Raw genomic sequence first — 19881 nt, forward strand, 5'->3', positions numbered from 1 at the left:
CAGGAAGGAAACGGGCCAAAATGGCATTGGAAGACGCAAAAAATCAGGTCGATGAGGCCTTTACCAACCCCGACCTGAAGGGGTTGAGCTATGAAAACACCTTTGGCGGGGCGACGTCCTTTCTGCGGCGGCTGTACACCAAGGATCTGACCGGCGCCGATATCGCGGTGACCGGCGTGCCGTTCGATCAGGCGGTGACCAACCGCCCCGGTACCCGTCTGGGTCCGCGCGCGATCCGCGAGGCCAGCGCCCTGCAATCGCCCGATGCGCCCTATGGCTGGCCCTTCGATGCGCTCAGCGAGCTGGCGATCATCGACTATGGCGACATGGCCTATGACTATGCCAACATCCCGGCCTTTCCCGACACGCTGACCAATCATATCCGTACCATTCTGGCGGCGGATGTGGCCTCGGTCACGCTGGGGGGCGACCACTATATCAGCTTTCCGATCCTCAAGGCCTATGCCGAGAAATACGGCCCGATGTCCCTGTTGCAGTTCGACGCCCATACCGACACCTGGGCCGATGACGACATGAGCCGGGTGGACCACGGAACCATGTTCTACAAGGCGGTGAAGTCGGGAATCGTGGACCCGAAACGCTCGGTCCAGGTCGGGATCCGCACCACCAACGAGGACACGCTGGGCGTCAACATCATCGACGCGCGCGAGGTCTATGAATCCGGCCCCGCCGCCGTGGCGCAGAAGATCAAGGGCATCCTGGGCGACAGTCCGGTCTATCTGAGCTTTGACATCGACGGGCTGGACCCGGCCTTTGCCCCCGGCACCGGCACGCCGGTCTGGGGCGGGCTCAGCTCGATCCAGGCGCAGATCATTCTGCGCGACATCGCCGGGATCAACATCAAGGGCGGCGACGTGGTCGAGGTGTCTCCGCCGTTCGATACGTCCGGCGCAACGGCGATTGCGGGGGCGCATGTGGCGACCCAGATCATCTGCCTGCTGGGATGGACCAAGCTGGCGAAAGACGGGCGGCTTTAACCATTGGTTAGCCATGGTTTTGCTATGGCCGATATCAGGTGAACCAACGGGACAGGGGACGCGCACGCCATGAGCCAATACAACCAACCCATCAGCGGCAATGATCTGGCGCGGTTTTCCGGGCCGAACACCTTCATGCGGTTGCCCGCGGCCGATACGCTGGCGGGGCTGGACGTGGCGGTGCTGGGCGTGCCGATGGATATCGGAACCTCATGGCGGTCGGGCACCCGGTTCGGCCCCAAGCAGATCCGCGCCGAAAGCGCGATGATCCGGCCCTACAACATGGCTACCTTCGCCGCGCCTTTCGACAGCCTCCAGATCGCCGATATCGGAGATCTGGCGATCAACACCTTCTCGCTGGCCGACAGCCTTCGGATCATCAAGGAAAGCTATGACGCGATCCTGGCGCAGGGCGTGATCCCGGTGGCGATGGGGGGCGATCATTCGATCACCCTGCCGATTCTGCGGGCCGTTGCCGCAAAACATGGGCCTGTTGCCCTGGTGCATGTGGACGCCCATGCCGACGTCAATGACGAGATGTTCGGTGAGCGTGAGACCCACGGAACCGTCTTCCGCCGCGCGTATGAAGAGGGGCTGATCGTGCCCGACAGGACCTTTCAGGTCGGTATCCGCGGCTCGGGCTATGCGGCCAGCGATTTCACCGAGGCCAAGGGCTGGGGGTTCCGGCAGTTTCCTGCGTGGGAGTTGTGGCAACAAAACCTGACTCAAATCGGAGCGTTGATCCGCAAGGAAATCGGCGAGCATCCGGTTTATGTCACCTACGACATCGACAGCCTGGACCCGGCCTATGCCCCCGGCACCGGTACGCCCGAGATCGGCGGGCTGACCACGCCGCAAGCGCTGCAGCTGATCCACGCGCTGGGGGGCATGAACGTGGTGGGCTGCGATCTGGTCGAGGTCTCGCCGCCCTATGACCCGTCGGGCAACACCGCGCTGACGGCGGCAAATCTGCTGTTCGAACTGCTGTGCATTCTGCCCGGCGTGACGTCACGGTAGGCAGCGCCGGCAGGTCTTGCCCCTTACCAGCGGGCGGCTAGGGTTCTGCCGGAAGGTCTGATTGGAATGAAACGCATGGTTCTTTGGTTGATCGTCGCCGCGGTTGTCGGGCTTGGCCTCTATGTGCGGCTGGCACCGGCCGATCCCGCGCGCTGGCATGTGCCAGTCGTGGCCGAGGCAGATCGTGACCTGCCCGGAGGCGTGATCCGCGTGGTGCAGACCGGGCCGGACGGCCTCGCGCGGCTGGACAAGATGGCGCGGTCGACGCCGCGTACGACGGTGCTGGCCGGATCGGTGGATGAGGGCCTGATCACCTATGTGTCCCGCAGCCGGGTGTTCGGCTTTCCCGACTACACTACCGCCCAGCAGGACGGCGACTCGTTGCGCATCTATGGACGGTTACGATTTGGCCGACGGGATTTCGACGTCAACCGCACCCGGGTCGACGGTTGGCTGGCGGCTATGCAGTCCTGAAGACAGGCACCCCTCGGACACCTCGCGCCACATCGGCACGTTCAGCGACATCTGGCATTGGGCCATGAACATGCGGCCATCGACCTGCAGGCAGACCATCTCGCCCAGTTCGACGCGGCTGCCGGACGTGTCGGTGCAATAGCAATCCTGCACCTTGCCACCGGGGCCGATGACATCGGCCAGACCGGGTGTTGCGCAGACAATCAGCAGGGCAATGATCCGTTTCATGCGCATAGCTTAGCACAAGCCGGGGCCTTGACCAAAGCCGTCGGATGATAGACACCGCCCCAATGATCCCCGAAGAACGTCTTGAACAGATCACCCAGCGATTCCAGTACCTCGAAGCGGCCATGTCCGATGGCGCCTCGGGCGGGGATATCGCGGCTTTGGCCAAGGAATATTCCGACCTCAAGCCGGTGGTCGAACAGATCGCAGCCTGGCGTCAGCTGCGGTCCGATCTGGCCGAGGCCGAGGCGATGCTGGGCGACCCCGACATGAAAGAGCTGGCTGAAGAGGAGATCCCGCAGCTCAAGGCGCGCATCCCCGAGGCCGAGCATGCGCTGCAACTGGCGCTGCTGCCCAAGGACGCGGCCGATGCGCGGCCAGCGATGCTGGAGATCCGCCCCGGCACCGGCGGCGACGAGGCGGCGCTGTTCGCGGGCGATCTGCTGCGGATGTATCAGCGCTATGCCGAGGCGCGCGGCTGGCAGTTCGAGATCATCGAAGAACAGCAGACCGAACTGGGTGGCATCAAGGAAGTGGTGGCCCACATCAAGGGCGACAACGTCTTTGCCCGACTGAAATACGAATCCGGCGTGCACCGCGTTCAACGCGTGCCCGAAACCGAGAGCGGCGGGCGCATCCACACTTCGGCGGCAACCGTCGCCGTCCTGCCCGAGGCCGAGGACGTGGACATCCAGATCGACCCGAATGACATCCGCATCGACACGATGCGCAGCTCGGGCGCGGGCGGGCAGCACGTGAACACCACCGACTCGGCGGTGCGGATCACCCACCTGCCAACGGGAATCGTGGTGACCAGTTCCGAGAAGTCGCAGCACCGCAACCGCGAGATCGCGATGCAGGTGCTCAAGACGCGTCTCTATGACCTCGAGCGTCAGCGGATCGACAGCGAACGCTCGGCCGACCGGGCCAGCCAGGTGGGGTCGGGTGACCGGTCCGAGCGCATCCGTACCTACAATTTCCCGCAGGGCCGGATGACCGATCACCGGATCAACCTGACGCTCTACAAGCTGGACCAGATCATGCAGGGCGATCTGGATGAGGTGATCGACGCGCTGACCGCCGATGATCAGGCCCGCCTGTTGGCGGAGATGACGCAATGATCGCGGCGCTGACGGCCGCCCAGGCCATGGTGGCCGCCACCGCGCGCCTGCGGGCCGCAGGCGTGGACGACCCGGCGCGCGACGCGCGGGTCCTGCTGGCCCATGCCGCCCGGATCGAGGCCAGCCGCGTGACCCTGATCGCGCCCGAAGAGCTCTCGCCCGAGATCGCCGAACGGTATGAGCAACTGGTGTCGTTGCGCGCGATCCGGGTGCCGGTTTCCCATCTTCTGGGCGAACGCGAATTCTACGGCCGACGCTTCCGCGTCAGCCGCGACGTGCTGGACCCGCGCCCCGAAACCGAAGCGCTGATCGAAGCGGCCCTCAGCCAGCCGTTCGACCGCGTGCTGGACCTGGGCGTCGGTTCGGGCTGCATCCTGATCACCCTGCTGGCAGAACGCACCAGCGCAACCGGGCTGGGCGTCGATCTGAGCGAGGCCGCCTGCCTGCAGGCCAGCGCCAATGCAGTGGCCCATGGGGTGCAGGATCGGGCGGAAATCCAGCGCTCGGACTGGTTCGAAAACATTGGTGGCCATTTCGACCTGATCGTTTCCAATCCGCCCTATATCGCGCTGGATGAGATGGACGGCCTGTCGCCCGAAGTGCGCGAGCACGAGCCGCGCCTGGCCTTGACGGATGAAGCGGACGGGCTGGACGCCTATCGCCGGATTGCGGCCGGCGCCCCTGATCACCTTGTGCCCGGCGGACGGCTTCTGGTGGAAATCGGCCCGACACAGGCGCAGGCGGTCGGCGCGTTGTTCGACGCGGCGGGGCTGGCGGATATCCGTGTGGTTCCTGATCTGGACGGGCGGGACCGGGTGGTGGGCGCCAGAATGCCGGGCTAGCCGCGGATTCTGAGGCCGATTTACGCCGGTCGGGGTAAAAAACCCGGCATTTGGTGTATTAACCCCTTGTCTGCGCCGTCAGGACATGCTTACTCAGAGTAGTCAGCGCGGTTGACGCCCCTTCGGCGCACCCCTGACGCCAAGCCCAAAAAAGTCGACATCCCGTGACGGCACAGGCCACAGAGCAGCGCAGAATACGGGTGGATCGACAGTGCAAGACAAGGCTGACGTACAGTAAGATGAGATCCTCCAAATCCCGCTCGCGGGCAAAGAACAACCGCAATCGTCCCTCTGGTGGAAACGTCGTTAACCGGGTTTTCGACAGCTCGGGGCCCGAGGGCAAGGTGCGCGGCACGCCGCAGCAGATCATTGACAAGTACAACCAGCTGGCGCGCGATGCACAGCTGGCCAATGACCGCGTCGCTGCCGAAAACTTTCAGCAACATGCCGAGCATTACCTGCGCCTGCTGAGCGAGGCGCAACGCGAAATGGAAGCGCGTCGGGAAGAGCAGGAACGCCAGAACCGCGAGCGTCAGGCCGAGCGCGATCGGGAGCGGGCGGAACGGCAGGAACGTGAAGCCGCACGCCAGGCGGACCCGGCCGAGGCTCCGCAGCCGGACATCGTTGATCTGAACGCCGATTCGGATACTCCTGAATCCGGGCTTGTCGAGACGCCCGAAAGCGCGGGCGCCAAGGCCGAAGCGGCCGAGCGCAAGGACAAACCTGCCCGGAGACCGCGCGCACGCAAGCCTAAGGCCGTAGAAGAGCAGGCCCCCCAAGGCGGCGGTGATGCACCAGAGGCTGCCGAATAAGCCATAGCGGTTGCGCACAGAGTTCAAAGGCCCCGGTCAGAGATGTCCGGGGCCGTTTTCGTTCGGGATCAGGTTTTTTGTATCTCACGCGCCAGCGCGCAGAACGCTTCGAGTGATATCTGCTCGGCACGGTCGGTGGGCTTGATGCCGGCGGCGTTCAGGCGGTCCTCGATATCGGGGGCCATCCCCTTGAGCGACGCGCGCAGCATCTTGCGGCGTTGATTGAACGCAGCGGCCACGACACGTGACAGAATACCGGCATCGGCCGGAAAGCGGGGTTCGGGCAGGGCGGTCAGGTGGACCACGGCGCTGCTGACCTTGGGCGGCGGCGTGAACGCACCGGGGGGCAGGGACATGGCGATGCGCGCCTCGGCCCGCCACTGGGCCAGGATCGCCAGCCGCCCATAAGCCTTGGTGCCGGGCTGCGCCACGATGCGCTCGGCCACCTCGCGCTGGAACATCAGGGTCAGGCTCTGCCAGAAGGGTGGCCATTCCGGCGGGGTCAGCCAGCGCACCAGCAGTTCCGTGCCCACATTGTAGGGCAGATTGGCCGCCACGCGGATGGGCGGGTTCAGATGTTCAAGCGGATCGATTTCAAGAGCGTCGCCATTGATGACCTCGAGCCGCCCGGGATAGGCAGCGGCGATTTCCTGAAGCGCGGCGATGCAGCGGATATCTTTTTCCACCGCCACCACCTTGCGCGCACCTTCGGCCAGCAAACCGCGGGTCAGGCCTCCGGGGCCGGGGCCGATCTCCAGCACGTCGCATTGGCTCAGGTCGCCGGCCTGCCGGGCGATCTTGGCCGTCAGGTTGAGATCGAGCAGGAAGTTCTGACCCAGCGACTTGCGCGCCGAGAGCTGGTGCTTGGCGATGACCTCGCGCAGCGGGGGGAGGGTGTCGATTGCGCTCATGATCCGGTTACCGTGGCGCGAGGGGCAGGCGGTGCGCCAGAGAATTTTTGCCTCCGGCGGGGATATTTGGCGCCAGATGAAGGATCAAGTGCTTTGTGCCATGCGTTGGGCGAGTTTCAGCGCCTCGATCAGGCTGGTGGGGTTTGCGATGCCCTGTCCGGCGATATCGAGCGCGGTGCCATGGTCGGGCGAGGTGCGGATGAAGGGCAGGCCCAGGGTCACGTTCACGCCACGGTCGAAGTCGAGGGTCTTGATCGGGATCAGCGCCTGATCGTGATACATGGCGATGGCGGCATCGTAACGGGCGCGCGCGGCGGCGTGGAACATCGTGTCGGCCGGGTGCGGGCCGGTGACGCTGTAGCCATCGGGGGTGAGATCGGCCAGCAGAGGGGCGATCCAGTCCAGTTCCTCGCGGCCCATCTTGCCACCCTCGCCGGCATGGGGGTTGAGCCCGGCCACCGCGATGCGAGGATGCGGGATGCCGAATTGGCGGCGCAGGCCGTCGGCGGTGATTGCGATCGTGTCGCGCAGCAGGTCGGGCGTGAGGCGCGAGGGCACCTGCGACAGTGGGATGTGGATCGTGGCGGGTACCACGCGGAGTTGCTCGCTGGCTAGCATCATCACCACGCGGGAACGGCCTGCCAGCGCCGCCAGAAATTCGGTATGGCCAGGATAGGCGAAATCGGCGCCGTCGATCAGGGCCTTCTTGTGGATCGGTGCCGTGCAGAGGGCCGAGGCCGCGCCCGATTGCACCAGTGACACGCCGGTTTCGATGGCGTCTATCACCGAAGGCGCATTGGCTGGATCGGGGTGGCCGGGCAGGTTCGGGGCCGGAAAGGTCAGCGGCAACACCGGCAGCGCCCCTGCGCAGATGTCAGCCACCTGGGCGGGGTCTACGATCTCGGTCGTGGGAATGTTGTCCGGCAGATGGTCGGGATCGCCGATGTAGAAGAATGGGCAGCTGTCGCGCAATGCGGCCCAGGCCTTGGCGGCGATTTCCGGACCGATGCCCGAGGGTTCGCCGCAGCTGAGCGCGATGGGCGCGGTCATTGCTCGATGATGGTGGCGTCGGCGCGCAGCTGTTCGACGAGGCTGTTGGCGAATGCCTGCAGGCGTTGTTGCGTCAGCGCGTTGGCCACGTCTTCGCGCGACGTATCCTCACCCAGATCGCGCGTCCGACCGCACAGCATGAGGAACACCAGCGTCTGGCCGTTGTTTCGGGTCAGAGAGGTCGACACCTCGTTGGGGTCCAGCTTGGCGAGTTCCAGCGCGATGTCGCGCGGGATTTCGGACGGACTTGCCGAGACCCGGTCGAGTACCTCGGGCGGTTGCCCCTTGGCGATGCCGTACAGGTCCTCGCAGGTATCAACCGTTTCCTTCAGTTCGGCGGCTCTTTGCAATGTTTCGGGGCTGAGCCCGCCAGGCAGGTAATAGGCCGCATAGTCGATCTTGGAGAACCGCGGCGTGCTGGCGGCCACTTCTCGCAGGCCGCGCATCTGGAACAGGGCTACGGCGTTGGGCAGGCTCAGCGGGGCCGTGACCTCGCCATTTTTCAGGCCAAGGATAACCGGTTGCAGCGCCGGAGGCAGGTTGCTGACGTTCAACCAGTCCAGGCGTCCGCCATTTTCGCGTGTCGGCGCTGCCGAGTACTGCGTGGCGGCGGCCGAAAATGCATCGATGGTTTCGACACGGGCGATCTCGTCGGCCAAGGCTTCGGCCTGTGCCAAGGTTTGCGCATTCACGGGGATGATGATTTCGGACAGCAAAACCTGGAGACCGCCACCGCCGGTCTGACCCATTGCACGGTCAATTTCGTCGTCGGTCGGACGGGCCTGAGAGATAAAGCGGGCGCTGACATAGTCGCGCCATGCCAGCTGACTGGATACATAATCCCGCACGGTTTCGCGGTCGATGCCCGCATCAGCCAATGCCTTCAGGAATTGATCCGGGGTCAGCTGACCACGCGAGGCGAATTCGTCGATCGCAACCTGAATGTCTTCGGGTGTGGGCTGGATACCGGCTTCACGCATGGCCTGTTTGCGCAGGCGTTCGTCGATCAGTGCCTTACGGACTTCGGCCTCAGAGCTGCCGGGGATACCCAGAATCTCAAGAAACCGCTGGCGCTGATCCAGTTCGTACCAGGTGACGATGTCCTGATTCACGCGGATCGCCGGTGAAAACAAGCTTTGCGCAGGGGCTTGCTGAGGCGCAACTGACAGCATGGCGACCGCGAGGCCGGGCGCAAATGCCGTCAGCCAACGGGAACGAAAGAACCTGGAAAAACCTGAAATCAGCTGCATTTTCTTTTATACTTCTTGCCCCCGCCTTCAACGGCGTATCCTGTCAGTGCAACGGTAAAGCCGAATTCCGTCGAAGGCTCAATACTTGATGTCGAAGTATATCGCCGGCTGACGGACATGTTAACCTGCACACATTCATTTTCATACGTCACACCCAAGCCCAGCCGCAGCGGTTCGGATTCTGCCAGATCATAGCGGGCCAGGGCGTTGGCTCTCCAGTTTTCATCCAGTCGTTGACGTGCGGTCAACCGTATCTCGGATGTTTCCATGTCAAGGTTTTCGGCCGGGTCCGGCTGCTGCCAGATATAGCTTCCGCCCAGTTGGGTCCCCTCGTTGGCCCAGGTTCCGCGCAATTCAGCCTTGGTAAAGCTGAAATCGCCATTCATCAATCCACGTGCGGCCAGCGTCAGGCCATTGTTCGTTTTGATTTGCCCTGCCAGCAGCAGGTCGGACGAAGTTCCCTGCAGGCCGGACGTAGCCGTGAAGTTCGGATCGGCGGTCGAGCGGAAGACCTGGCCGACCGTGGCCAATGCCCGCCAACCGCCCGGGGCATACCGCGCCCAGTTCACGCCCACGACCGCGGTCGTGCCGTCTTCGCGTCGATCCTCGGCCGGAAAGCGCGACAGGGACAACAGGTTGCCCTGGTCAAATTCCTGGAAGGTGCTTTCGTCATCGGGCACATCGGTGTCCGAAACATGAGTCCAGCCAAACTGCGCGATCGGCTCAAGAAACTGGGTCGCGCCAGAGGCTTCGCGCCGGGTCATCGGATAGCGAAGTGTCAAAGCCGCACGCGGGGTCGACCGGGTGATCTGGTCGGGGTAGGCGCTGTCATTGCGAATGTCGAACGTGTCGACCGAAGCCCCCAGTTCAGCATCCGCGCGCAGCCCGGAGGCAAAGGTCCAGCTGCGCAGCCACTGGGCGTCGAATGTGGCGCGGGCCACATCGCGCCCGATGGTATCCTCGTCGCTGGTCCGGGTGTGGGTGTGGGTGACGAAGCCCAACCGCACCTCACCGCCGACAGCGGACGCGGGGAAATAGCGTTTCTGGTAGAACAGATCGAAGACCTGCGACGGGATCTCATCCTGTTCCTCGCTGTCGCGAAGGGTCTTGTAGTGAATGAAGCTGGTCCGAAACGCCGTGTCGCGTTTGATGCGCTCAAGCGCGATCTCGCTGCGCAGGCGGTCATAGTCAGGCAGCCCATAGTCCGCCAGGTATGAGTCGTCCGATGCGGTCTGGACGTCAAAGGTGAGCCGGAAGTCGTTCGGAAGATTGAACCAGCCATTCGCAAAGAAATAGCCCCGATCCTGCTCCTGCTGGACATCGTCGCGGGTATAGGCCCCTTCAAACTGGATGCGGCCGTTCTTGAAGGCCTGCCGGTAGCGATAGCCAAGCGTCGTGGTCTTGGACGACAGGTAGGGGGTCAGCGTCAGATCCCTGTGATCGCCCAGTTTGAAGAAATACGGCGTCTTGACGCCGGTACCCAACTGCGAGGTCGTGCGGATTGACGGCACCAGAAATCCGGTTGCCCGGTCCAGTGTCGGGTCCGGCAGCCGCAGGGTTGGAAAGTAGAAAACCGGCACATCCAGAATGCGGAACTGGGCGCCCTCGAAATACAATTGCCGTTCGAGCTGATCATGCGTGACCTTGCGGGCCCGGATTTGCCAGAGGGGCGGCCGACCGTCGGCGCAGACATGGCAGGACGTGGCCGAGACCTTGCTGAACTGCGTGTATCGTCCTGCCGCGCGGGTCGCCTGAACCGACGCGATCTGCACCTGCTGGTCGAACACCAGCCGTGCGCCGGTCAGCAACCCGTTCTGGATGCCGTCATCCAGTTGCGCTGAGTCCGCAAGGACGGTCGAGCGTCCGCCCTGATCGATCCGGATCGGACCTTCCAGCGTCAGCTCGCCCGACTCGCGGTCGAACACCACGCGCTGCGCGGACAGCTTGACGTCGCCCTGAAAGGCTTCGACATTACCCTCGGCCACCAGTTTGCGATCCGGGGTGATGAAGATCCTGTCAGCCACCAGCAGGGCAGGCTGATCCTGTTGTTGTGCCGTGTCAGGCGCGGGCGTACTGGTCTCCGAGGTTTGGGCCAATGCCAGCCCCGGACCGGAAAAGAACACGGCACTGGACAAAAGAAGGGGCAGAAGGCGCCGCATCAACCGTCCTCCGCGTGCAGCAGAAGGCCGAGCGACAGCAATATGGCCGCAAACGGTGGTGCCCAGGCCGCAATCACAATCGGCAATTGGCCGTTCTCTCCCAAAATCTGAGCGAAATTGCGCACGAAATATACGCCGAACCCCAGAAGAACAGCCGTCAGCACGGCGACGCCGGTGCCGCCGAACCGCACGTGCCGCATGGTGAAGGCCGCGCCGATCAACACCATCGAAATCAGGAAGAATGGACGCGCCAGCTGCACCTGCAGCCAAACCTCGTATTGCTTGGTTGAAAAGCCCGCCTCGCGCAGGTCGCGGATCAGTTGGGGCAGGTCATAGACCGAGACGCTGTCCTGTTGGCCCAAGGTTTCAAGGATGCGCTGACGGGTCAGCGAAGTGGGCAGCCGCAGGGTCTCATGCGTGACGGCGTGGGTCTCGGGGTTGGTGTCGCTGGACAGGGGCCATTCCTTGGTGTTGCGCAGGATCCAGGCCCCGTCGTCGAGGCGAGCGCCGTCGGCGATGATCTGACGGGTCGGAAGACCTTCGGGCGAAAACGTGATGATGGACACGTCGATCAATTCAAGCTCGGCGTCGTTGGTCGATGCGCGGGCATGGATCACCGATTGGCCCTGTGGCGAGCCCTGACGCAGCCAAAGCCCATCGCGGCTGATCGACAGGGCGGAACTGCCACCGTTTTTGTATAGATCCGAGAAATGCCGGTACTGCTCGGACGTGGCCGCCGCAATCGGGTTCAGCAGGGCCACCGCCAGAGTTCCGATTATCAGCGCCAGAAGGACCGGTGCCAACAGCGCGCGGATACCCGAGCGGCCGATCGCCCGGGTCACCACCAACTCCGAGCTGCGTGCGAGGCCGACAAACAGGGCAATGGTCGACAGGATCATCAACAGCGGCAGCATCTCGCTTATCGCAGCGGGTGTGTTCAACAGCGTCAGCTGAAGAACCTGGCCAAATGACAGGTCGGCGTCATTGAACCGACGGGCCTGTTCGATCAGGTCGATCAGGATCATCAGTGTCAGGAAGATGGCCCCAATCACCAGAAAGCTCTGCAAAAAGCGGCGGGCGAAGTACCGGTCCAGAATCACGGCCGCATCCCCGGCACGGGGCGTCCAGCAGGCCTGTTGCCAGAATCGCCAAGGCACAAAAACATGCGCGACGGCCTATGCCTGCCGAATGATGCCAAATTTTCTCCCCCGAGCCTGCCGGTCATTTTGGCGCGACCTTAATGCAATTGGCGGGCGGGGAAAACTGCTATCTGGTCAATGGCGGCAGCGCGGGCTAGGTCTGTGGGCAGAGTTTTTCAGGAGCAAGAAATGAGCAGTCTGGTACCGATCCGTTTTCAAGCCTTCGAACTGGACCTGATGGCACAGGCCCAAGGCCGGGTGGCCATTCTCATACCGACCGATGGCAAGATGAACCCCGCCGCGCGTCGCGCAAACCGACTGACCCGTGGTGCCGTGGCCCGGCTGGTGGAAAGCGACCGTTTCGCCAAGGTCAAGACTGGCGACGTGATCTCGTTGGCTTGGCCCGGCGGGATGGAGGCAGAGGCATTGGACATCCTCGTCCTGCCACGCCGCCCCGAACCGGACGAAGCCCGCAAGGGCGGTGCTGCGCTGGCCAAGCTGGCAGGTGGCAAGGACCTGCTGGTCATGGCGGGCAACCACGTACGGACCGAGGAACTGGCCTTGGGCATTGCTTTGCGCAGCTATGATTTTGACGCGCACAAAACCACGGACGATGACGCAAAAGGCGCGGTGTCCATCTGCCACGCCAAGCCCGACGACGCCAAGGCCGCCTTCGCACCGCTCTATGCGGTTGCTGATGGTGTGCGCATGACCCGCGACCTGACGAACGAACCCGCCAACATCCTGACAACGAGCGAATTTGCCAACCGTCTGAAAGAGATGGAGGAGTTGGGCCTGAAGGTCGAGGTGCTGGAGGAAGACAAGCTGGCCGAGTTGGGCATGCGGACCCTGCTGAGCGTCGGGCAAGGGTCGGACAGCCCCTCGAAAGTCGTCGTGATGCAGTGGAATGGCGGCGATGCTGATGACGCACCGCTGGCTCTGGTCGGCAAGGGGGTCGTTTTCGACACCGGCGGTATTTCGATCAAACCGGCCGCTGGTATGGAAGATATGACCATGGACATGGGCGGCGCAGGCGTCGTTGCGGGCACCATGCGCGCATTGGCCAAGCGTAAGGCCAAGGCCAATGTCGTGGGCCTGGTCGGGCTGGTCGAGAACATGCCCTCGGGCAGTGCCACGCGGCCGGGCGACGTCGTGAAGTCGATGAAGGGCGATACGGTCGAGATCATCAACACCGACGCCGAAGGCCGTTTGGTGCTGTGTGACGTCATGTGGTACGCGCAGGAGCGGTTCAATCCGGTCGGCATGATCGATCTGGCCACCTTGACCGGCGCGATCATCATCGGGCTGGGGCATGAAAACGCAGGCGTGTTTTCCAACAACGACACCTTCTGCGACGCGTTCCTGAAGGCGGCCCGGGCCGAGGATGAAGGCGCGTGGCGTATGCCGCTGGGGCAGGCTTATGACGATCTGCTGAAGTCGCGCATCGCGGACATGAAGAACGTGGGCGGCCGGCCGGCCGGTTCGATCACCGCAGCGCAGTTTCTGCAGCGTTTCGTCAAGGAAGAAACACCCTGGATCCATTTGGATATCGCGGGCGTGGCCTCGGTCGCGGCGGAAACGTCCTATGCGCCCAAGGGCGCCACGGGTTGGGGCGTCCGTGCGCTCAGCCGTTTCGTGCAGGACAATTTCGAGTAGGTCGATGGGCGCCGTCTACTTCTACCACCTGACCCGCCATCCACTTGAGCAGACCTTGCCGGTATTGCTGGACAAGGCACGACAGGCCGGGTGGCGGATTGCGGTGCGAGGCACTGACCCTGCGCGGATGGACTGGCTGGACGAAAGGCTTTGGCGGGGCCCCGAAGACGCGTTTCTGCCGCATGGGCAGGCAGGTGGGCCGTATGACGCGGTTCAGCCGATTCTGCTGACTACCGAGGCGGACGCTGCCAACAACCCGTCTTGCCTGATGGCGGTGGACGGGGCCGAGGTGACGCCGGATGAGGTGACCGCCTCGGAGCGGGTTTGCATCCTGTTCGACGGCAACGATCCAAGCGCGGTGGACCATGCGCGTGGTCAATGGAAGACGCTCACCGCGGCGGGTTGCGCGGCGCAGTATTGGTCGGAGGAATCCGGCCGTTGGGAGAAAAAGGCCGAATCCGGCTGACTTGGGACCAAAATCAGATTGCAGGCGTGGCGATCCGCGCGACAGGAGATTGATTGATGAAAATGAAACCGTTGGGCCGCACGGGCATTCAGGTCTCGGATCTGTGCCTCGGAACCATGACATTCGGCACGCAGACCCCCGAGGCGGATGCGCATCGTCAGATCGACACGGCGCTGGCAGCCGGGATCAATTTCCTTGATGCCGCCGAGATGTACCCGGTCAACCCGATCACCAAGGAGACCGTGGGCAAGACCGAGCAGATTATCGGCAACTGGAATGCGGCACATCCGGCCCGCCGCGGCAGTTACGTACTGGCTACCAAGCATTCGGGCGCCGGCTTCGCGCATGCGCGGGACGGAGCACCGATCTCGGCCAGCACGATCCCCGGGGCCATCGAGGGATCGTTGCGGCGTCTGCAGACCGACTACATCGACCTGTACCAATTTCACTGGCCCAACCGAGGCAGTTACATGTTCCGGCAGAACTGGGACTATGACCCCTCGGGCGGCGACAGGCAGGCGGTTCTGGACAACATGCGCGAATGCCTCGAGGCGCTGCAGGCGCAGGTGGACAAGGGCAATATCCGCGCCTTCGGCCTGTCGAACGAAAGCGCCTGGGGAACCGCCCAGTGGCTGCGCTTGTCGGAAGAGATGGGTGCGCCGCGGGTGGCCTCGGTCCAGAATGAGTATTCCCTGCTGTGCCGCCTGTATGACACCGACATGGCCGAGTTGAGCGCCTATGAGGATGTGGGTCTGTTGGCCTTCTCGCCGCTGGCCGCCGGATTTCTGACCGGCAAGTATCAGGGCGGGGCGGTGCCCGAGGGATCGCGCATGTCGATCGTGCCGCAGATGGGCGGGCGCAAAGGCGACCGGGTTTTCGACGCGGTCGAAGCCTATCTGGCGATTGCCGCTAAACACGGGCTGGACCCGGTGCACATGGCGCTGGCCTGGTGCCAGGCGCGGCCATTCATGACCTCGGTCATCTTCGGCGCGACCACGCAGGCGCAGCTGGAGCGGATCCTGGAGGGGCGGGATGTCGTGCTGTCCGATGAGGTTATGGCCGAGATCAACGCGGCCCATCGCGCGCATCCGATGCCGTATTGAGGGATGGGGGCGCTGCGCCCGTCGCCGTGGCCAACTCCCCCCAAATCTATGACCAGATGAAGCTCGCCCGTCAGTGATGGGTGGGCTGGGTGCGGTCCTGCCTGAGGTCGCGGGCGGATAGTCCATGCGCCGTGCGGAAAGCGCGCGCAAAGCTGGATTGTGACGTGAACCCCGTGGCCAGTGCCACATCCATCAGCGGCATGTCGGTATCGGTGACCAGACGGCGGGCCTCGGCCAGGCGCAGTTGCAGGTAGTGGTCCTGTGGCGTGGTGTTGAGGCGCAGGCGGAATTGCTGCTGCAGGGTGCGCGGGCTGGTTCCCAGGGCCTTTGCGATCTCGGCCAGGGGCAGCGGGTCGTCCAGCGCGGCCTGCATGATCGCGTTGGCGCGGGCGGTCAGGGCACTGTGGCGGTGTGGCGCCCCAGTACGGCTCTGTGGTCTGCCGGGTTCGGGGGCGCCTTCGTAGAGGAACAGGCCCGAGACACGGGCCGCGAAGCCGGCGCCGTGGCGTGCCGCGATGATTTGCAGCATCATCTCGACCGCGGGGATCGCGCCGCCCGAGGTCAGGCGGTTGCCCGACACGGTGAACCGGTCGGGGCGCACGTCGACTTCGGGGAAGCGGCTGGCGAAGGTCTCGAGATCTTCCCAATGGGTGGTGGCGGCGTGACCGTCAAGCAGCCCCGCTTCGGCCAACAGCCAGGGGCCTCCGTCGATGCCCGCCATCGTGGCGCCGGTATTGGCGATGCGGCGCAGCCCGGCCAGAAGGCTGGGGGTGGCGTGGCGCACCAGGTTGAACCCCGCGATCACGATCATTAGGTCGCAGTGGTCGAGACGCGCCAGCGGGATGCCCGGCACTTGCAACGCGCTGGTCAGCATCGCCGGCTCGGGCGTGGCGGTCACGTAGTCCCAGTCGAAGGCCGGGCGGTCGGCCAGCCGGTTGGCGGCGCGCATCGGGTCCACCGCCGAGGCGAAGCTGAGCGTGTTGCACTCGTCCAGCACCAGAACGGCGGTTTTCAGCGCGCGGTGCTCGGGCTGGAGGATGTTTTTTGCGGATTTCATCAAGTCTGATTCGCATTCTGGCAAGTTGTCTGGTCAAGGCTGCGCCAGAGTCGGGGCCAGACGCAAATCGGAATCCGGGGAGAAGCCTGGGGAAAACCCATGGCGAAGCCGTGTATAACTTGGGGATAACACCATGCCTTTGGAAATGAACCGCGAAGTATTCATCACTTGTGCCGTGACCGGCTCGGGTGGGACGCAGGATCGCAGCCCGCATGTGCCGCGTTCGCCCAAGCAGATCGCCCACAGTGCGATCGCGGCCGCCAAAGCCGGGGCGGCGGTGGTTCATTGCCATGTGCGCGACCCCGAAACCGGCGCGCCCAGCCGCCGTCTTGACCTGTATCGCGAGGTGACGGACCGCATCCGCGACGCCGAGGTGGACGTGGTTCTGAACCTGACCGCCGGCATGGGCGGTGACATCGTGTTCGGCGGAGTCGAAGCCCCTTTTCCCGTGGCCGAGGGGACCGACATGATCGGTGCCTCGGAACGCGTGGCCCATGTGGCCGAGTGTCTGCCCGAAATCTGCACGCTGGATTGCGGCACCATGAACTTTGCCGAGGCCGACTATGTGATGACCAACACGCCGGGCGCGTTGCGGGCGATGGGGCAGATGATGACCGATCTGGGCGTGAAGCCCGAGATCGAGGCCTTTGACACTGGCCATCTGTGGTTTGCCAAGCAACTGGTGAAAGAGGGCGTTCTGGCCCCGAATGCGCTGGTGCAGCTGTGCATGGGCGTGCCGTGGGGCGCGCCGGACGACCTGAACACCTTCATGGCGATGGTGAACAACGTGCCCGACGACTGGACCTTCAGCGCGTTCTCGCTGGGGCGGCATCAGATGGCCTATGTGGCGGCCTCGGTTCTGGCGGGCGGCAACGTGCGCGTGGGGCTCGAGGACAACCTGTGGCTGGACAAGGGGGTGCTGGCCGAGAACTGGCAACTGGTCGAGCGCGCCGGAACGATCATCGAGAACATGGGCGCGCGGGTGATCGGCCCGGCCGAGGTGCGCGAGAAACTGGGGCTGGTCAAACGGGCGCCTGTGGCGTCCTGACGGGCGGGGCGACCCTCGCAAAATCTGTCAAACAACGATGGCCCCCGGTGCGGCGCGAACGTTCGGGGCGAAGGAGAGAAGATGAAGACGGCAGCGATCATCGGTGGTGGCGTGATCGGCGGCGGATGGGCCGCGCGGTTTCTGCTGAATGGTTGGGATGTACGGGTGTTCGACCCGGACCCCGAGGCCGAGCGAAAGATCGGCGAGGTCCTGGACAACGCCCGGCGGTCATTGCCCGGGCTGAGCGATGTGCCGCTGCCGCCCGAAGGCGCGTTGAGCTTTCATGCCGACATGGCCGACGCGGTGCAGGGGGCAACGTGGATCCAGGAGAGCGTGCCCGAGCGGCTGGATCTGAAGTTGAAGGTTTACAAGGGGCTGCAGGAGGCCTGTGATCCGGGGGCGATCATCGGATCCTCGACCAGCGGGTTCAAACCCTCCGAGCTGCAGGAAGGCGCGCTGCGGCCCGAACAGATCGTGGTGACGCACCCGTTCAACCCGGTCTATCTGCTGCCGCTGGTCGAATTGGTGCCCTCGGCCGTCAACCCGCCTGAACAGGTCGGGCAGGCCAAGGACGTGTTGCGCTCGGTCGGTTTTTTCCCGCTGCAGGTCCGCAAGGAGATCGACGCGCATATCGCCGACCGGTTCCTCGAGGCCGTCTGGCGCGAGGCGCTGTGGCTGGTCAAGGACGGCGTGGCCACGACCGAGGAGGTGGACGAGGCGATCCGGATGGGCTTTGGCATCCGCTGGGCGCAGATGGGCCTGTTCGAGACCTATCGCGTGGCCGGGGGCGAGGCCGGGATGCGGCACTTCATGGCCCAGTTCGGCCCGGCGCTGAAATGGCCCTGGACCAAGCTGATGGATGTGCCCGAGTTCACCGATGATTTGGTCAATATGATCGCCGACCAGTCGGACGCGCAATCGGGGATGCACTCGATCCGCGAGTTGGAGCGCATTCGTGACAACAATCTGGTGGGCATGATGCGGGCGCTGAAGGCGCGCGACTGGGGCGCGGGGGCAGTTCTGAACCGGCATGACGCGCTGCTGAAGCCGGGTGCCCTGCCGACGCTGGAACAGGCGGATTTGGGCCAGGCGATCCTGACGCTGGCCCGCGCGGTGCCGCTGGACTGGACCGACTACAACGGTCACATGAACGAGGCGCGGTATCTCGAGGCCTTTGCCGCAGCGACCGACCGTTTCATGGAGATCATCGGCTGCGATGCCGACTACATCGCCTCGGGCGGCAGCTATTTCACGGCTGAAAATCACATCCGGTATCTGGACGAGGCCCATGCCGGGGCGAAAATCGAGGTGCGCACGCAGATGCTGTTGGGGCAGGGCAAGAAGCTGCACCTGTTCCACAGCATGTTCGAGGGCGACAAACTGCTGGCCACGGGCGAGAGCTTTCTGCTGCATGTCAGCCTGGAAACCCGTCGGCCCTGTGCGCCGTCGCCGCAGATCGAAGCCGCAATGGCCCGCATCGCCGAAGCGCAGGCCGGGTTGCCCTATCCCGAGGGCGCAGGGGCGGCCATCCGCAAACCGTCATGACCGGTCGGGTTCTGATCACTGCCGGTGCCTCGGGCGTCGGGCGCGCGATGGCCGAGGCGTTCGACGCCGCGGGCGCGCAGGTCTGGGTGGCGGACGTGGACTTCGAGGCGCTTCAGGCCTGCCCGGATCACTGGGGGCGGTCGCAGGCCGATGTGTCGGATGAGGCCGCCGTCGCAGCGCTGTTCTCCGAAATCGCGGCGCAGTGGGGCGGTTTGGATGTTCTGTGCGCGAATGCGGGTATCGCGGGGCCGACCGCATTGGTCGAAGATGTGGCGCTAAGAGATTGGCAAAAATGTATTTCCGTCAATCTGGACGGGGCGTTTCTGTGCGCGAAATACGCGGCGCCGATGCTCAAACGGCAGGGGCGCGGCGTGGTGCTGATCACATCCTCGACCGCCGGGCAGTACGGCTATCCCAACCGCGCGCCCTATGCGGCGGCGAAATGGGCGGTGATCGGGTTGGGCAAGACCCTGGCGATGGAGCTGGGGCCGCACGGCGTGCGCTGCAACGTCATCTGCCCCGGCGCGGTGGAAGGCCCTCGGATGGAGGGCGTGCTGCAGCGCGAAGCGGTCGCCAAGGGCATGACCCGGGATCAGGTCTATCAGGGCTATGCGGCGGGTACTTCGATGGGCCGCTTCGTCGAAGCGCATGACATTGCCGCCATGGCGGTGTTCCTGGCCTCGGATGCGGCACGGTTGGTGTCGGGGCAGGTCATCGCCGTCGATGGGCACACCGTGAACCCCGACCCCAAGCTTTAGCCCTGGTTTGGGCCGCGCATCTGGCGGATCGAGGCGCGGACGGCCTGCCAGTTCTGTGCCTCTTCCACGTTTCCGGCGGCTTCGAATTCGCGGGCTTTCTGGGCGGCTTCGGCCTCGGCCTTGTCGCCATGCGCCGAGTAGAGGGCGCGTGCGTATTGAGCGGTCTTGAGAGCGTCCATTCCTGATATCCTCCTTTGGGTCGGATCGTTCGGATTTTCGCGCACCTCAATATAGGGGATCAGGTGGGAAA

General features: G+C 64.2%; 20 protein-coding genes. 12 read left to right on the top strand and 8 right to left on the bottom strand.

Translation table 11 applies throughout. The features are described 5' to 3' along the window. The first annotated feature begins 20 nt into the window (after nucleotides 1–20). The 3 genes from speB (ACR0LD_RS03650) to ACR0LD_RS03660 all read left to right on the top strand — a co-directional run bounded on the left by speB (ACR0LD_RS03650) (nucleotide 21) and on the right by ACR0LD_RS03660 (nucleotide 2489). Complete coding sequence (speB, locus tag ACR0LD_RS03650; RefSeq protein ID WP_170358930.1) at nucleotides 21–998, top strand: agmatinase; 978 nt, start codon at nucleotides 21–23, stop codon at nucleotides 996–998. 69 nt (nucleotides 999–1067) lie between these two features. Next, on the top strand, nucleotides 1068–2015 hold the full coding sequence (speB, locus tag ACR0LD_RS03655) for an agmatinase (protein WP_170402632.1): 948 nt from the start codon (nucleotides 1068–1070) through the stop codon (nucleotides 2013–2015). A gap of 66 nt (nucleotides 2016–2081) precedes the next feature. Beyond that, complete coding sequence (locus ACR0LD_RS03660) at nucleotides 2082–2489, top strand: DUF1499 domain-containing protein (RefSeq protein ID WP_480635636.1); 408 nt, start codon at nucleotides 2082–2084, stop codon at nucleotides 2487–2489. Here the strand turns inward: ACR0LD_RS03660 and ACR0LD_RS03665 are convergent. Further along, nucleotides 2415–2717, bottom strand: coding sequence for a hypothetical protein (locus ACR0LD_RS03665; protein WP_480635637.1), 303 nt, complete (start codon nucleotides 2715–2717; stop codon nucleotides 2415–2417). The genes ACR0LD_RS03660 and ACR0LD_RS03665 overlap by 75 nt on opposite strands. Nucleotides 2718–2779: 62 nt before the next feature. On the opposite strand from ACR0LD_RS03665, the gene prfA reads away from it, so the two are divergent. From prfA to ACR0LD_RS03680, 3 genes are all read left to right on the top strand, one after another. After that, nucleotides 2780–3835: a peptide chain release factor 1 gene (prfA, locus tag ACR0LD_RS03670; protein WP_480636275.1), complete on the top strand. Its 1056-nt coding sequence runs from the start codon at nucleotides 2780–2782 to the stop codon at nucleotides 3833–3835. Next, nucleotides 3832–4677, top strand: a complete 846-nt coding sequence (gene prmC, locus ACR0LD_RS03675; protein ID WP_170437758.1) for a peptide chain release factor N(5)-glutamine methyltransferase — start codon at nucleotides 3832–3834, stop codon at nucleotides 4675–4677. Before prfA ends, prmC begins: the two co-directional genes overlap by 4 nt. 239 nt (nucleotides 4678–4916) lie before the next feature. After that, nucleotides 4917–5489: a DUF4167 domain-containing protein gene (locus ACR0LD_RS03680; protein WP_170338278.1), complete on the top strand. Its 573-nt coding sequence runs from the start codon at nucleotides 4917–4919 to the stop codon at nucleotides 5487–5489. A 68-nt stretch (nucleotides 5490–5557) separates the two neighbouring features. Here ACR0LD_RS03680 and rsmA read toward each other — a convergent pair whose 3' ends face one another. The 5 genes from rsmA to lptG all read right to left on the bottom strand — a co-directional run bounded on the left by rsmA (nucleotide 5558) and on the right by lptG (nucleotide 11959). Continuing rightward, the gene (gene rsmA, locus ACR0LD_RS03685) at nucleotides 5558–6400 is read right to left on the bottom strand and encodes a 16S rRNA (adenine(1518)-N(6)/adenine(1519)-N(6))-dimethyltransferase RsmA (RefSeq protein ID WP_170338787.1); all 843 of its coding nucleotides are present in this window, start codon (nucleotides 6398–6400) and stop codon (nucleotides 5558–5560) included. Nucleotides 6401–6484: 84 nt separating this feature from the next. After that, nucleotides 6485–7450 carry a 4-hydroxythreonine-4-phosphate dehydrogenase PdxA gene (gene pdxA / locus ACR0LD_RS03690; protein ID WP_480635638.1) on the bottom strand — a complete coding sequence of 322 codons (966 nt, stop codon included), beginning with the start codon at nucleotides 7448–7450 and terminating at the stop codon, nucleotides 6485–6487. Then, complete coding sequence (locus ACR0LD_RS03695) at nucleotides 7447–8700, bottom strand: peptidylprolyl isomerase (RefSeq protein WP_480635639.1); 1254 nt, start codon at nucleotides 8698–8700, stop codon at nucleotides 7447–7449. Before ACR0LD_RS03695 ends, pdxA begins: the two co-directional genes overlap by 4 nt. Next, nucleotides 8691–10859, bottom strand: a complete 2169-nt coding sequence (locus ACR0LD_RS03700) for an LPS-assembly protein LptD (RefSeq protein WP_480635640.1) — start codon at nucleotides 10857–10859, stop codon at nucleotides 8691–8693. Before ACR0LD_RS03700 ends, ACR0LD_RS03695 begins: the two co-directional genes overlap by 10 nt. Next, on the bottom strand, nucleotides 10859–11959 hold the full coding sequence (lptG, locus tag ACR0LD_RS03705; protein WP_170372421.1) for an LPS export ABC transporter permease LptG: 1101 nt from the start codon (nucleotides 11957–11959) through the stop codon (nucleotides 10859–10861). Before lptG ends, ACR0LD_RS03700 begins: the two co-directional genes overlap by 1 nt. A 228-nt stretch (nucleotides 11960–12187) precedes the next feature. Here lptG and ACR0LD_RS03710 point away from each other — a divergent pair, with 228 nt between their 5' ends. The 3 genes from ACR0LD_RS03710 to ACR0LD_RS03720 are packed head-to-tail and all read left to right on the top strand — an operon-like array spanning nucleotide 12188 to nucleotide 15223. After that, nucleotides 12188–13654, top strand: coding sequence for a leucyl aminopeptidase (locus ACR0LD_RS03710; RefSeq protein WP_480635641.1), 1467 nt, complete (start codon nucleotides 12188–12190; stop codon nucleotides 13652–13654). A gap of 4 nt (nucleotides 13655–13658) precedes the next feature. Further along, nucleotides 13659–14120, top strand: a complete 462-nt coding sequence (locus ACR0LD_RS03715) for a DNA polymerase III subunit chi (protein ID WP_480635642.1) — start codon at nucleotides 13659–13661, stop codon at nucleotides 14118–14120. Nucleotides 14121–14176: 56 nt separating this feature from the next. Further along, a complete protein-coding gene (locus ACR0LD_RS03720) occupies nucleotides 14177–15223 on the top strand; it encodes an aldo/keto reductase (RefSeq protein WP_480635643.1) in 1047 nt (348 codons plus the stop codon). A 70-nt stretch (nucleotides 15224–15293) separates the two neighbouring features. Here the strand turns inward: ACR0LD_RS03720 and ACR0LD_RS03725 are convergent, their stop codons facing one another. Then, nucleotides 15294–16280, bottom strand: coding sequence for a GlxA family transcriptional regulator (locus tag ACR0LD_RS03725; protein WP_170358955.1), 987 nt, complete (start codon nucleotides 16278–16280; stop codon nucleotides 15294–15296). A 133-nt stretch (nucleotides 16281–16413) separates the two neighbouring features. Here ACR0LD_RS03725 and bcoG point away from each other — a divergent pair, with 133 nt between their 5' ends. The 3 genes from bcoG (at nucleotide 16414) to ACR0LD_RS03740 (ending at nucleotide 19631) form a co-directional block, all read left to right on the top strand. Beyond that, nucleotides 16414–17328 carry a 3-dehydrocarnitine:acetyl-CoA trimethylamine transferase BcoG gene (gene bcoG / locus ACR0LD_RS03730; protein ID WP_480635644.1) on the top strand — a complete coding sequence of 305 codons (915 nt, stop codon included), beginning with the start codon at nucleotides 16414–16416 and terminating at the stop codon, nucleotides 17326–17328. Nucleotides 17329–17409: 81 nt separating this feature from the next. Beyond that, nucleotides 17410–18873 carry a carnitine 3-dehydrogenase gene (locus ACR0LD_RS03735; RefSeq protein WP_170586970.1) on the top strand — a complete coding sequence of 488 codons (1464 nt, stop codon included), beginning with the start codon at nucleotides 17410–17412 and terminating at the stop codon, nucleotides 18871–18873. Then, nucleotides 18870–19631, top strand: coding sequence for an SDR family oxidoreductase (locus ACR0LD_RS03740; protein ID WP_480635645.1), 762 nt, complete (start codon nucleotides 18870–18872; stop codon nucleotides 19629–19631). The genes ACR0LD_RS03735 and ACR0LD_RS03740 overlap by 4 nt, the downstream gene beginning before the upstream one ends. On the opposite strand, the gene ACR0LD_RS03745 is transcribed toward ACR0LD_RS03740, so the two are convergent. Continuing rightward, the gene (locus ACR0LD_RS03745) at nucleotides 19628–19810 is read right to left on the bottom strand and encodes a hypothetical protein (RefSeq protein ID WP_093962276.1); all 183 of its coding nucleotides are present in this window, start codon (nucleotides 19808–19810) and stop codon (nucleotides 19628–19630) included. The genes ACR0LD_RS03740 and ACR0LD_RS03745 overlap by 4 nt on opposite strands. Between the last annotated feature and the right edge of the window lie 71 nt (nucleotides 19811–19881).

The sequence above is a fragment of the Ruegeria sp. BF8 genome (assembly GCF_056538625.1).